Annotated in this window: 16 protein-coding genes and 2 pseudogenes; all 18 read right to left on the bottom strand. The window is 32.8% G+C overall.

Translation table 11 applies throughout. The annotated features are described in order from the left end of the window. Positions 1–75: 75 nt before the first annotated feature. Positions 76–756: an Rv1352/Rv1906c domain-containing protein gene (locus ABDZ93_RS12560; protein WP_343826754.1), complete on the bottom strand. Its 681-nt coding sequence runs from the start codon at positions 754–756 to the stop codon at positions 76–78. A 162-nt stretch (positions 757–918) separates the two neighbouring features. Next, complete coding sequence (locus ABDZ93_RS12555) at positions 919–1,827, bottom strand: peptidoglycan recognition protein family protein (protein WP_343826753.1); 909 nt, start codon at positions 1,825–1,827, stop codon at positions 919–921. Between the two features lie 45 nt (positions 1,828–1,872). Then, positions 1,873–2,064 (bottom strand): hypothetical protein, encoded by a 192-nt coding sequence (locus ABDZ93_RS12550; protein ID WP_343826752.1) that lies wholly within the window; start codon positions 2,062–2,064, stop codon positions 1,873–1,875. Between the two features lie 8 nt (positions 2,065–2,072). After that, positions 2,073–2,276: a BhlA/UviB family holin-like peptide gene (locus ABDZ93_RS12545; protein ID WP_343826751.1), complete on the bottom strand. Its 204-nt coding sequence runs from the start codon at positions 2,274–2,276 to the stop codon at positions 2,073–2,075. 34 nt (positions 2,277–2,310) lie between these two features. After that, complete coding sequence (locus ABDZ93_RS12540; protein WP_343826750.1) at positions 2,311–2,460, bottom strand: XkdX family protein; 150 nt, start codon at positions 2,458–2,460, stop codon at positions 2,311–2,313. A 1-nt stretch (position 2,461) separates the two neighbouring features. Continuing rightward, positions 2,462–2,872 carry an XkdW family protein gene (locus tag ABDZ93_RS12535; protein WP_343826749.1) on the bottom strand — a complete coding sequence of 137 codons (411 nt, stop codon included), beginning with the start codon at positions 2,870–2,872 and terminating at the stop codon, positions 2,462–2,464. A 12-nt stretch (positions 2,873–2,884) separates the two neighbouring features. Then, positions 2,885–4,069 carry a hypothetical protein gene (locus ABDZ93_RS12530; protein WP_343826748.1) on the bottom strand — a complete coding sequence of 395 codons (1,185 nt, stop codon included), beginning with the start codon at positions 4,067–4,069 and terminating at the stop codon, positions 2,885–2,887. Position 4,070: 1 nt separating this feature from the next. After that, entirely contained in the window at positions 4,071–5,165 is a 1,095-nt protein-coding gene (locus ABDZ93_RS12525) for a siphovirus ReqiPepy6 Gp37-like family protein (protein WP_343826747.1), read from the bottom strand. A 1-nt stretch (position 5,166) separates the two neighbouring features. Next, positions 5,167–5,550 (bottom strand): annotated as a pseudogene (locus ABDZ93_RS20095) (phage distal tail protein); the annotation flags it as partial. Between the two features lie 1,890 nt (positions 5,551–7,440). Then, positions 7,441–7,812, bottom strand: a pseudogene (locus ABDZ93_RS20090) (phage tail domain-containing protein); the annotation flags it as partial. Continuing rightward, positions 7,802–10,213 carry a phage tail protein gene (locus ABDZ93_RS12515; protein WP_343826744.1) on the bottom strand — a complete coding sequence of 804 codons (2,412 nt, stop codon included), beginning with the start codon at positions 10,211–10,213 and terminating at the stop codon, positions 7,802–7,804. The pseudogene ABDZ93_RS20090 and the gene ABDZ93_RS12515, both read right to left, overlap by 11 nt. Before the next feature lie 69 nt (positions 10,214–10,282). Further along, the gene (locus ABDZ93_RS12510; RefSeq protein ID WP_343826743.1) at positions 10,283–10,780 is read right to left on the bottom strand and encodes a hypothetical protein; all 498 of its coding nucleotides are present in this window, start codon (positions 10,778–10,780) and stop codon (positions 10,283–10,285) included. Between the two features lie 51 nt (positions 10,781–10,831). Then, complete coding sequence (locus ABDZ93_RS12505) at positions 10,832–11,425, bottom strand: bacteriophage Gp15 family protein (protein WP_343826742.1); 594 nt, start codon at positions 11,423–11,425, stop codon at positions 10,832–10,834. Then, complete coding sequence (locus tag ABDZ93_RS12500; RefSeq protein WP_343826741.1) at positions 11,425–11,769, bottom strand: DUF6673 family protein; 345 nt, start codon at positions 11,767–11,769, stop codon at positions 11,425–11,427. Before ABDZ93_RS12500 ends, ABDZ93_RS12505 begins: the two co-directional genes overlap by 1 nt. 20 nt (positions 11,770–11,789) lie before the next feature. Next, the gene (locus tag ABDZ93_RS12495) at positions 11,790–12,272 is read right to left on the bottom strand and encodes a hypothetical protein (protein ID WP_343826740.1); all 483 of its coding nucleotides are present in this window, start codon (positions 12,270–12,272) and stop codon (positions 11,790–11,792) included. Positions 12,273–12,324: 52 nt separating this feature from the next. Then, positions 12,325–12,663, bottom strand: coding sequence for a hypothetical protein (locus tag ABDZ93_RS12490; RefSeq protein ID WP_343826739.1), 339 nt, complete (start codon positions 12,661–12,663; stop codon positions 12,325–12,327). A gap of 12 nt (positions 12,664–12,675) precedes the next feature. Continuing rightward, entirely contained in the window at positions 12,676–13,104 is a 429-nt protein-coding gene (locus ABDZ93_RS12485) for a chloramphenicol resistance protein (protein WP_343826738.1), read from the bottom strand. Continuing rightward, positions 13,101–13,460, bottom strand: coding sequence for a minor capsid protein (locus ABDZ93_RS12480; RefSeq protein WP_343826737.1), 360 nt, complete (start codon positions 13,458–13,460; stop codon positions 13,101–13,103). Before ABDZ93_RS12480 ends, ABDZ93_RS12485 begins: the two co-directional genes overlap by 4 nt.

Raw genomic sequence — 13,460 nt, 5'->3', positions numbered from 1 at the left:
TAAGATTATTTTTGACGAATTTTTGACGGCAAAAGAAAGACTAAGGTTTAATTTCCTTAGTCTTTTTCTGTAAATTTATTTCTGAATTTCTACACCTTGGATTTTTAAGTATTGTCCATCAGTAACAGTTATATAAGAATCTGCTTGAACATTCTCATTTGTAACTATACTATCTAATTGATGCCTACTATCTGTAGCTACTTCTATATAACCCATTCCTACAGCGCTAGTTAATTTTACCTTGTATTCTCCAGCCGGTATATCTTGTCCAACTTTGTACATTCCAGCTTTGTATAAGCCATCTTTAGGTATTACGGAAGGTGCTTCTGCTACTGGGTACATTTCTCCACCTTGTATCTTTAAATACTCACCTTCATTAACTGTAATATAACTGTGACCTTCTACATTGTCATTATATAATATACTCTCTAAAGCTCCAGTAGTATCCGTAGAACATTGTATGTACCCCATGCTCTTTGATACAAATAAATATTCTCCAGCTGGAACTTCCTCGCCTATTTTATATGTACCAGCTTTTATCTTACTATCTTTCACTTCTTCTTTTGGAGTTTCTGTAGGTGCTTTTTCTTTAGATGTATCTTCCTTTTTTTCTTCTTGTTCTGCACTAGTATTAGTGGTTGCTACTTTATCTTTGTCATTGCCAGAACCACCACCATTTATAGCTGCAATTACAATTATTATTATTATAGTCCAAAACCACCATTTTTTATAAAATTTCTTTTTTCCCTTTGCCATTAATTAACCCCCTAATTATTATTTTATATATACATTGTACAATATATTCACACTTTGTCAATATTATACACTTATTGTCTATAATATAAATACATCTTAAACCATATTCTTATACAAAAGAAAACAGGCTAGTAAGGATTTTATTCCCTACTAGCCTTAAAATTATATTATTTCAACTTCGATTGCATCTATAGTTCTTCCTACTATACCGGCAAAGTCTGTATCGTCCTTAACCCACTCAAGCCAAGAACCTCCTAACAGATGTACTCTATATCTTATAGAATATCCATTTAACCCCCTAAGTTTCATTTGAACTCTATCTATCGCTATACCATTACCAGCAAAATCATAATTTCCATTGGATGATTTATAGTTCTGTACCCAAGAATAATAATCTCTATTAACAGGAGATACCCTAAATAGTATTTCACCTTGAGAAGGATATGCATATAAATTCTTTACCGGAGTTCCTAACCACCCTGCAAAGTCCTCTAAGTTCTTAACCCAAGAGAAATTATCCACCTTGATAAAAGAATCTATCTTCTTTTTACTTGGTGTTGGTGGAGTTTCGGGTACAATAGTATTAATGTTGCCACTACCACTTAATTTAGATTTAAATTTATTCCACTTGTTCCAATTATCTTTACTCCATGGTGCTGGACATATTTTTCTACTGGCATCATAATGCCTTACTACCCTATCTGTAGTAACATTATATTTACCCATTAGGTATTTAACTAGTTCTAAGGTATTGTTTTCTGTAGTATCTGATATACCTCCATCAGTACCACACATCTCTATTGATATAGAGTTTTGATTTGTTATACCATATTTGCCATTACCATCTCCACAATTCCAACTAGAATTACTATCTTCAACTACTTGTACTATGTTATCATCATCCACGAAATAATGTGCTGAAGCATTTCTATTCCCACCGCCAAAATAATTAGCATTTCCTAAAGCTGTATCATTTTGATTACCAGTAAAGTGCATAACGATATATTTTATAGAATTGTCATTTCTACTTGAAAAATTATACTTAGATATCTTTCTTGTTATTGGTTTCATGATCCATCCCTCCTTAAATTTTAAAATAAAAGAGCAAGGTTTCCCTTACTCGCTTTTACTTTCCTTAGTAGCTTGTCTAGTAGCACTAGAACCAAAATAAAATCCTACTATCATTGTAAATACACTTAGAAATTCTGTACTAGATATAATGTTTCTTAATGCTAAAATACAAAATACTACTGTAGTTAGTAATGCTATTAATTTTTTAATCTGTAAGAATTGCTTTAAAAATTCCATTTATCTCACTACCTTTCTAACTTTTCTTCTATCTTATCTACACTCTTTTTTATATCATCTACAATGTTTAATTTATCCGTTAATGTAGAAATTATTTCCTGATATCCTCTTTCTCTTTTGCTATTCTCCTTTAACACATAAAATAAAAGATACACAAATAAAATTGCAAATATCCCATAACTAGCTACCATTTTTATTACTTCATTTTCCACGTTGCACCTACCCTATTTCAAAATAAAAAAAGCCTTATGGCTCTACTACAAATTCTATTCCAGTAATCATTGTGTACTCTTGTGGACTTATCTCCCCAAACCTATTAAGATTGGTTTCTACAGCTCCTTTTAAGGCTTCGGCTGTTACCCATCCCATATCAAAAGCTAATTTCCAGAAATCCATTTTACACTCCTCCTTTAATTTGTATCACTTCTAATTTTACATTTGCTAATTCTTGGCCCAATTGAGATATGGTGTTATCCTTTTGTATATTCTTAAGCTTTTCTTGAGTTAATTCTTCACCTAAAGATTTTATAGTATCTGGTATAGTTGGAGGTTGAGGTGTAGTATCCACTGGTTGTACTACTTCCTTAAATAAATCTATATCATCTATAGTGTGCATAAACCTATTAGTTTCACCTATATACTTCCATAATCCCGTTTCTAATAGTTTAGAATGTAATTCTTCATCTATTTTAATGCCACCCTTAAATAATACTTTTTGGCATTTTTCATAACCATTTATATCTTCTAAAAAATACCCATCCCATTCCATGTTTTCGTTTAAGGCTACATAATAAATTATATCTGTCATCTTAGCACCTCCTTAAATTCCTATTGTTTCCCAGTTAATAAACCTTTGCTCAATCTGTGGCTGATTGTTAGTATTTATCAATTTGGGGTATACATCAAACCGAGATTTCGAGTTTGATAACATAAAAGTAGGATAAACCGCGGGAGCTTCACTTGTTACGTACTCCTCTGTAATACTAACACCGAGAATTTTTTCGTTATAAGCTACTGGGAGAGGTATTTGAACCCTAAGTGTTTTAACTGGTATTATGGCTTGACCCCATTGCTTTATAGTACCGTTTGGTTCTTTGCTATATCCCGAAATTCCAACATTAGAAAACCCGTTTAAGTAAATGTCATTAAAACGGAAATTTGAACTGCCTAAACTCATGCTATTCTGAGAGGTAGAGCTCGGTCTAAAAACATTTGCCACTTCATCCACTACGACACCTCTACTTCCCGCATTTAATCCAAGGTATCCTTTAGAAGTGTTTATGACATCCACTGTGGAAGAAAGTGGTTTTAACTGTAAGCTATTAAATAAAGTACCACCATTACTTTTAAAATCATTCCAGCTATCTACAAGAGGTGAAAGTATATCTATTTGACTTTGTAAATTTCCAGCCGCATCCGTGCTAAGTTGACCTTTCATGTGTTCGAACCAAATATCAAAACTTGATTGGAATTGAGTAAATAAATTTGTGGTATCTATCTGTTGTACTACACCAGCAACTAAGCCACAATAAGTATTATTCTGCCTTAAGTCCGTTATATCTGCTTGTACTATCTTAGTAACACCTTTATTTACTCTTATATCTGCAAGTCCTAACTCATACATATCTGAATTTCTAATTAATGTTGGTGCTACTGGACTACTAGCAAAAGTTCCTTTCTTTACGTAGGCCTTTATCTCTCTGTTTATAAAATCCAATCTTAAAACTACTCTATCTATTCTATTTAGTACGCCATCTGCTATAGCTACGTTAAGTGTTAAATCATCAGTATTTTCGTAGAAATAGCCATTAATCCACCCTTTGCCACCTTTTAAGATTATGTTCATAGTTGTTCCATTTGCAACTACTTGTAGGTTTGTACTCGGCGTAGGGAATACTCCATTCCCTATAAAGCTAGAAAAATATCTAGCATAATCTTCTGCAAGATACACTCTATCATAGGCTTCTCCATTTAATACTGCATTAAAAAAAGAACTTCTCTCCATATTACTTCACCATCCTTTTAATTTTGTCCGTTATTGTTGGTATATTAGTTCCGAATGTAGGGTTAATTTCTACCTTACCGCCCTCGTAAACTTCTTGTATCTCTGTAATTCGTGTATCCACTCTCAAACCCCACTTTTTATCTTGTATCGTTACTATATCACCTAGATCATAATCTTTCTTATAGACGTTATTCCCTTTTGTATTTATCACACTATCAAAAGTTTTAGTTTCGCTATATTCTGCTAACTTTTCAAGTCCTCTTTGAAGTAACATTGTATTGTATTGTTGTTCTGTATAGGTAACTCCATCAACTGTTTTTTGTAAGTCCCTAGCATCCACAAATAACTCTTTTCTATTTAAACCCTCGTTAGTATTGTTAACAGGACATAATACCCTTAAATCTCCTTCTCCTTCCCCAGCAACCAAGGCGGTATTTTTATACCCATTATCGCTCTCAAAGTAAGTTTGACTTAGTATATTCTCAAATTCTCTACTAAAAACACAAGGAGCAATAAGAGACTGATTAACACTCCTATTAACTCCTTTGTATACTTCAAATTTTAGATTTTTATTTGCTTGGTCGAAATTGACTCTATATCCTAATTCACTAGTGTTGCTTAAATTCTCTAATTCGGTAATTAGATTACCATAAGAATTTTGATAATTAATAGACTCTGTATAGTTTTTAAGAGTTCCTAGAGATAATAAAGGTATTTTTCTTTTTATATCTGTAGGATTAACTGCATTATCATTAACAAGTTTCCTCATTAGTACCTCTGTTAAACCTATAAATGCTACCCTCGACCAATTTATTCTTATATTTAAGTAATTAGTAATGAATTTACCTTTTACTAATAAAGTTTCATTCCCTTTTTCATCTAAAGCTATCTGCCTAGTTTCAATGTATCCAGCTTCATTGTCACCCTTCTTGTAGATTATATTCCCTCTAGTAAGATAGTTTATATTATCGGTAGTTAAAGGGACATGAAGTTCAAATTCACCAGGCTTATGATATTTTCTAGTCCATATAAGAGATGTAAACACGTCAACAATGTGCATTCTCTCTATATTAGGATTAAATACATATAGTTCCATGTTACACCCCCAAATAGAATGGATTATAATAGATATTTATTTCTAAATTATTTAAGTTTGTATCTGCATCATACCTTAATAGGTTATCTCCTACATTTAATTGTAAAAACGTACTGTCTAGATCTATGAGGTTGAGAATATTAGTTTCCACTCCATTTAAATTATCTATAACCTTTTTAGCACCTACATTAGTATTAACCGTGATTGTTTCACCCGCGACCATGGATTTATTGACCTTGAAGAACTCTTGTGTTTCTACATTAAGTATAGATGGGTTCGCAAGTGTTCCTAATGCCTTAAATTCGATTATCATACCACTTTCTACGTTACCAGTATTAAGTGCATTAACGATAAGAGAAGGTTCTCTCAATCCCATTATAATGCCTGTTTTATTTAGTTCTTTATAAGCAGAATTTAGGTCAACTAGAAGTGCTGGTCCTTTAAGATAATTTACTGTATTCGCCCTTGCGACTTCCTCTGTAGTTAGGATTTTATTATAAACCCTATAGTTTTTAACTAAGCCACTCGCTATTAGAGGATTACTTAAATCTATTCTACTAACATTACTAGCTAAGCTACCACCTATGGTTATAGGATATTTAGCAGTTAAATATGGAGCTATTAAAGTATTAACTTGCAACGTACCATTAGAGAAGGATTTTAATTTTAAGGCTTGTGATAATTGTTCTATAGTTGGTGTAGCTAATTGGTAATAAACTGTTATTGGGTTAGCTTGTAGCCATGCTTTGAACCCTGCTACATCAGGAGTTGTAAGTTTAGATTTTGCTATGCTAATATAAAGTGCAGAAGCAGTAGAAGATATTCTTATACCCTCTTCGTCATAGTTTAATATGTTTAAACCTGTAGTAAATTTATCACATATTAAATTGTACAGGTTTGTGTACAATATATTAGGAGTTATACCTATAGCAAATTTAAGCGTATTCGTCATACTAGATGCCAATATAGGATTTATACTACTATCTAAAACAACTTTCCCTACATTTTTAGTAACTAAATTACCTTTAGCAACATCTCTCACATTGTTTGGTAAACCTCTTAATGGGTTGGTTAATGTTATAGGTTGTTTGTGTTCTTTGTATGGTTCATAAGGAGTTGCAATTGTTCCTTCTTCTATTTGAAGATAAGGAATATCAACTATTTCAATGCCATTTGCATTATATAATTGGAAATATACATCAGTGACACCATCTGGTATTGTCATAGAAAATTCTTTGCCACTATTAGCTACATAACCACTATGATTTACATTTGATACTAAAGTATTATTTGAAAAAAATACAAACGCCCACCATGTAGCTTTACTATCAAGCTTCACTCTTAGTTTTTGTCCACCTTTGGCACTTACCTTTGCTTCTAAATAAAGATTTGATGTCCTTGGTATACCATCTACATACCAGTGTATATTATGTGAAAATTTACTTTTATCTATTAAATTCTTCCCACAACTTACAAGCTCTAAATTCTCACCTTCTCCTACGCTTCTTATACCTTCAAAGTAACTTGGTATTCCTTTATTAGTCCAGTCACCTTCGAGTATCATACCTTTTAATTCAGTTTTATTTGCTTCTGTCCAACCATCGAGAGTTCTACCTAAACAAGAGTAAATTCTATTATTACTTTCTAAATTTACTACTTTTATACTAAAAGGGAGTACAACTTCATCTCTAATAAATACATCTTGTAAATCCCTAACGCCATACTGAACTCTTCTTGGAGAATTGTTAATTAAAGTAATAGTCTTACTACTCAAATCTGTTATTGGATGTTTATTGAGATAGTACCAATAACCTGCAGTTTCATTGCCTCCTATAGCTATATCAAGTTTAAATAAATTCTGTAATGTATTACCACCAATTTCAATATCCATAATCCCATCTACTGTAGTATTTAAAGAAAGAATATTACTATTAGCACTAGTTGTTTTATAATCTGTATTCTTATCGAATGTAGCTACTTGGTTATTAACCTGTATAGTACCTTTCTCCATGTCTAAAGTAGGTAAGGTTACATAACTATCACTGTCGAACTTTAGTCCCTCTGTAGTCCATCCGCTAGTACTATCGAAATTAAATCCTGTTAGTAAACCATTATTGAGGTTTCCGCTCAAATCCTTCCACGTGCTATCAGTGCCACTATGAGGAATTATCGTTGAAGGTAAAATTAAAGGAAAATGAAACATTCCTCGCCACATGGCTATATTAATTTTAGACTCTAAAATATCTCTCCAGTAAGGCTGAGGGCATAATAGGTCTACTGTGAAACTAACTGTATCGAAAATACTATTTAACTTACAATTAAAACCCTCCACTTCATATTCTATCGCCCTTTCTACTTCTCCATAATTTACGATCAACAATCCTTTATTCTTGGGATTAAAAAAAGAGATTAAACTCTGTCGTTCAACCTCTTGACTATTAGTTCCTTTGTAATCCACTGTAATAGATATATTTCTGTTCTGTATTCTCTTACTAACAACTACCGAACCATCAAACTGAGCATTAGAAACTGTATTTAATTCTAAACTTCCACTGTCTATTCCATCTATATTAACAAGCTTGTAGGAGGTATCATTGCCTACTTCTAATGTTCTATTATTACTTTTTAATGTTAATTTAATCTCCAAAAGCTAAATCCCTCCCTACTCTTTTTAATGCTCTAGCGTTTTCGCTTGGTGTCCTCTCCGGATTAACTATAGTAACATTTTGAGTTACTCCATTATCATTATTATTTATGACGTTAGATTGACCTCTATAGCCATTTCTACCTACGATACTTGCAGTTGTCCTAGCCATGTTGTAATCTACTGCTAATTGCATTTTACCAGCCATTCTATTAAATTCTTTTTCCATGGATTTCTGTACATTGTCAGCTTCATCCTCGAACCCTACTCCAACACCTTGTGCCATGTATTTTCCGACTTGGTCACGATAAAGTCTTGATGGTGATTTTATCTCATTGGCATCTTTTGCACCTTCAAGTATTCCATCAAAAAAACCTGTAACCTTTTGATGCAACCATGAACCAGCATTTGTAATACCTTCCCATATACCTTCTACAATTCTTCTACCTATATCTACAAACTTAGAAGGCAAATCTTTAACTGCACCTATAATCTTTTCTACCATGTTAGAACCCGCTTCCTGTGCTTTAGTTCCTAAATCTCTACCAAATTGAATAACTTTAGCTATAGTATTTAATAACCATTCCCATATTCGACTTGGTAATTTAGAAAACCACTCTATAACCGCATTTATAGCGTTAGTTACTGCAGTAACCATATTGGAATATGTTTGAGAACCCCATTGAATTATTTTATTTATTGTATTTAGTAACCAAGTCCATATTTTGCCTGGCAATGTAGCGAACCATTCAACTATAGATTTAATCCATATAGGTACATTAGTTACGAGATAATTCCATGTATCTACGCCCCACTTGATTATAGTTGTTAATACATAACCCATGGCATAACCGATTTTATAAGGGAGTTCATTAAACCAATCAAACATTTGTTGTATCCATGCTGGAATTGTTTCAGTAAAAAAGCTTACTATAGCGTTCCATCCATCTATGAAGAATTGTTTAATATTAGTCCATAGAGTTCCAAACCATTCACCTAGAGAACTAAACCACGCCTTTATGCTTTCTATCCAACTAGGTATGGTTTCGGTAAAGAAAGCAATTATGCTATTCCATGCATTTACGAATCCGTCCTTAATCATATTCCAAGCATTAATCCAAAATTCTCTAAACCCCTCGTTAGTGTTCCAAAGATATATTATCCCCGCTACTAACCCAGCTATAACTGCAATAACTATACCTATAGGATTAGCCGCCATTGCCGCATTTAATAGCCATTGTGCTACTGTTGCTCCTTCATTAGCTAACTTAAAAGCTTGAAAGGCTTTTACTAGTCCCATAATCATATTTGCTACATTAAGAACCATCAAAGCAGTACCTATACCGACTATTCCAGTCGCTATCGTGTTACTGTTATCTAGTATCCAAGCGAAACCTTCTGTTATTTTAGGAAGCCATTGCATAGCCACATCAGCTGCAGTTTTTATCGCCTCAGCTATCCCCTCAAATATTCTTTTTACATCCTCTTGCATTGATTCCGGGAATAAAGATGCCATCATTTCTGGAATTTCATCTAGAATTTTAGGGAGTAATGTTCTAATTAACTCTCCAATACCTTCTATTGCTATTTTTATTCTTGGTAATAAATTTTTACCTAGAGAGCCTAAACTGCTAACTAAATTTTGTACTAATACATCAAAATTAGCATTATCATCAGCCATACCAGTTAATAAATTAGTCCATGCGGATTTAGTCATATTAAAACTGCCTTCAATTGTAGAAGACGCTTCTTTTGCAGTAGTTCCGGTAATTCCCATTTCAGTTTGAACTGCATGGATGGCCTCTATTACATCACTGAAATTGTTTATATTATATTTAATCCCAGTAAGTTTTTGAGCATCTGCAAGAAGTCTTTCCATTTCTGTTTTTGTACCACCATAACCTAGCTTAAGGTTGTCTAGCATGGTATAGTTTTGCTTTGCAAATCCTTGATAGGCATTTTGTATATCTCCAATAGCCGTACCCATTTTATTAGCATTATCAGACATATCAGTAACAGCCTTATTGCCTATTTCTGCAGCTTTTTTAGTATCTCCACCAAGTCCTTGTAATAATGAAGCTGAAAAGCCTGTTATAGTTTTCATATATTCATTCGCAGACATTCCAGCCGTCTTATATGCATTATTTGCATATTTCATTACTTCATTGCTGCTATTTTTAAATAAAGTCTCAACTCCACCAACTAATTGTTCGTATTCGGCAAATTGTTTTACTGATAATGTAGCTAATCCGGTTACCACAGTACTAGCAGCGGTAACTAATCCTGTTATTGCAACTGCTCCTGTTTTTGCTAAGCTACCCAATTTACCACCTAGACTTTTAATTCCACCTTCAGCACCTTTACTGTCAATTTGGGTATCAATTATAATCCGCCCATCTGCCATTTTCTCACCTCCTATGAGGAATTTCAGACATAATAAAAGCACCTACCAATTAAGTAAGTGCTTTATATCTTATTCTATACTAAACTCTATATTTTCAATTGTTTCTCCAGTAGAATCATCCATAACTAAAAATGTCCCTTTAAAATTTTTAACCTCAGTTATATTGTTATCCATAACAGATAAATCACTTTCGCTTTTCATTTTAGCAGTAATAGTTTCACTAAATAAATCATCAACCATAGTTCCATCATTACTGCATTTATCTGTACCGACAAGAATATCTTTATCAGTCTTATTTACAACTTCTAATGTTATATATATCCCCCCGAAAGCACTTTTACCCTTACCTTTACAAGTAATAGTAACATTATCTGTATCTGCTAAAACTATATCGCATTTATCATCTTTCTGTTGTTCTCTTATTTCTTCTAACGTTTCTTCTTTTTCCTTAGAAGTTTCTGCATTTGCAACATCTTTTATAGTTTTATCTTTCTTTTCTTCTTTGCCACAAGCTACCAAACTCAACGAAAGTGTTAAGCAAAGTAAAATGGTAAATATTTTTTTCATAATACCCCTCCAATTCATAACATATACAATATAACATATATTAAGAATAAATTACAATACTTTACTAACATCTCCACCATTTAGTAAAATCTGATTAATTTCATCAAGCTTTCCTTTTTCATCTTTAGATGTAGGAATTTTATATAGTTCTTGCATTTTCTTATAGTATTCCTTCTGTTCTTTATCTTTTATTTTATTAACATCCATAGCACGATAACCCATTATTTTAACTATCTCATTATCTTCCTTAAGGCTTTTAAACATAGCTTTAAACTTCCACCAATGTAAGTACTCTACATCTTGCAAATCAACTCCGTACTGGTCTAAAAATGCAGAATAGATATAGTCATCATCATGTAAATAGGAATAAACATTTGTACTCTTGCCTGTTCCTTTATTTTTATTTTTAACTTCATCTTTTCCGCATCTATAGAACCATAATATCTTCTCTATGGCTTCATTTATGTTTTTAGGTAATATAGGATAGTAAAGTTCTAAAGCTTGTATAATCTTATCCTCTTCACTTACAGAGTTATCTTGCATTAAGAGTTCAAATAAAATAGAGGTGCGAAAATCACTATTAATTTTGTAATCTTCACCCTCTATATTTACTTCTTTAGGTAATAGGTCAATAAGTATATTCATTACTTTTTATTTCTGCGGTTAGCGCGATTAGGAGAATATTTACTTGCTATCTTCTCAACCTCAGCACTTTGAGACTTAACTTGTGTCACTAATTCCTCAAAAGCTTTTAGGCACATCATAAGATTAACTCTATCACCGAATACTTTCTTGTCTGTTCCTTCACCGAATAGTGTGTTAAATACCTCAAATATAGCGTTACACTGTGTTTTAATAGTTTCTGATACTTTCATACCCTCTGTAGTTTTTGCTACCCCCTCAACATGTTCTAAGGCATCTTCCCATTTTTCTGCTACCTCTAAATCTAATATATCTATATCTTGTAATTCTACATTGTTAATTTTCATTGCTATTATCCCCTTTCAAATTATACTACTTTAGGCTCGAATCCTTCTGTGAACGTCTTAGTATCTGTTACAAATGTTCCTTCTACTGGGTCACTAATACCTAAGAAACTTCCGCTTATTCCTAATTCTCCATCATTATCCTCGAAACTATCTACTGCTATAGCTACCTTGAATTTTCTTGCCCTAAATCCAGCGGTAGTTGCAGCCTTGTCTAGATCCACAATTATATATTCTGTTTCTGTATCAGCGCCAGTCTTTTGCATTTCTCCTATTTTTCTAATGTGTTCAATGGCTTTTTCACTTGCTATTTGGTCTGCAGTAAAGCTTGTACTCCATTCATAACCTGTGATAGATTGACTAGCACTAGATTGATTTATATACCTCTTACTAGTTGTTTGTGCACTAGGACTCTCATTTAACTCTGTGAATCCTGTTCCTAATAATTCAAAAGCATCTGTCACCTTTAAATAGTTAGCTTGTATTAATCTTTTTCTAACTCCCATTTATATCACTCCTATTTTTAATTTTGAATAAAATAAAAAGCCTTAGTCAATTCTAAAGCTCAAATCGTTCTATTTTCCCACTCATCCACCTACGTTCAATTGTTTTAACTTCATTATTCTCAACTGACTCATAAGTTTTTTCGAATATATCTGGTTTACATGGGTAAATTTCTCCATTAATGCCTTTTATAATGTAATCACCTTGGTTAGCTTTCATGCCTCCTTCTAATGTATTTATAAGCATCACACATGTTTTATCAGCTTCATAATTCACAAAACAAATATCGCGTTTTTTAATTGCTTCAATTATCCACTCTGGGTCTTCTACTTGGTTTGCATCTCCAGTCCTCTTAAAAGCTTCAATTACAACTGGTTTCTTTCTATATTTCATATCTATTTCCCCTTATTTCTTTTTATAATATTTTAATCTAAGCTGTATTTGAAATTGCGCCGTTGACTCTGTAACTGCAAAGGCATAACCTGTGCTAGTAACTTTTATTTCAAGGGGTTCAAGTCCTGCATCTAATGTAGGAAATATCTCATTATCATTATTATTTTCTACCCAATCAGCAAACTTCTCATAGAATCCACTATTATCAATATTCTGTAGCACATCAACCCCGTAAGGCTCTCGAGAAGTAAATATAAAAGCATATTGCCTTATACTATCACCATTAACATACTTCTTTAATATAGGTTCTATTGGAATTTCTTCTATAGAGTAAGTATCCGGAGAAGGTTCTAGATAGTTGACATTAACCTTAATGGCGCTATTGAAAGTATCTAAGTAAGGACATTGCCTTATATAATTTCTTAAACTTTCGATTATCATTTTGCCTTACCTCCTACAAATTCAGCTATAGATTGAACTATCTTATCTCCGTTATTTATCCACATTCTCCTATCCCACATCTTACCTCTAAGTCCACCGACCGAATTTCCTTGCTTACCCATACCTTTATTAAGATAATAATTTTTAGCTGCATAAGGTGCATTATAAGTGATTTTATCTGTATCTATGGTAATCATCATATCTTTAAGGCGCCCAGTCTTGAATGGCACGTAGTTATTAGAATACTTCGCTACTTGCTTTGTAAATTCTACTTGAGCCTTTCCGTTTTTGCCTAAATACCTTTTTAACAATATCTTTTGAGTAGGGTCTATCTCGACTCTAACATTAGTAGCCAT

The organism is Clostridium subterminale (assembly GCF_039521425.1).
In the GTDB taxonomy this organism is placed as follows: Bacteria; Bacillota; Clostridia; order Clostridiales; family Clostridiaceae; genus Clostridium_J; species Clostridium_J subterminale.
Note: the sequence above shows the minus strand (reverse complement) of the source record. Positions and strands in the feature narration are given on the sequence as shown.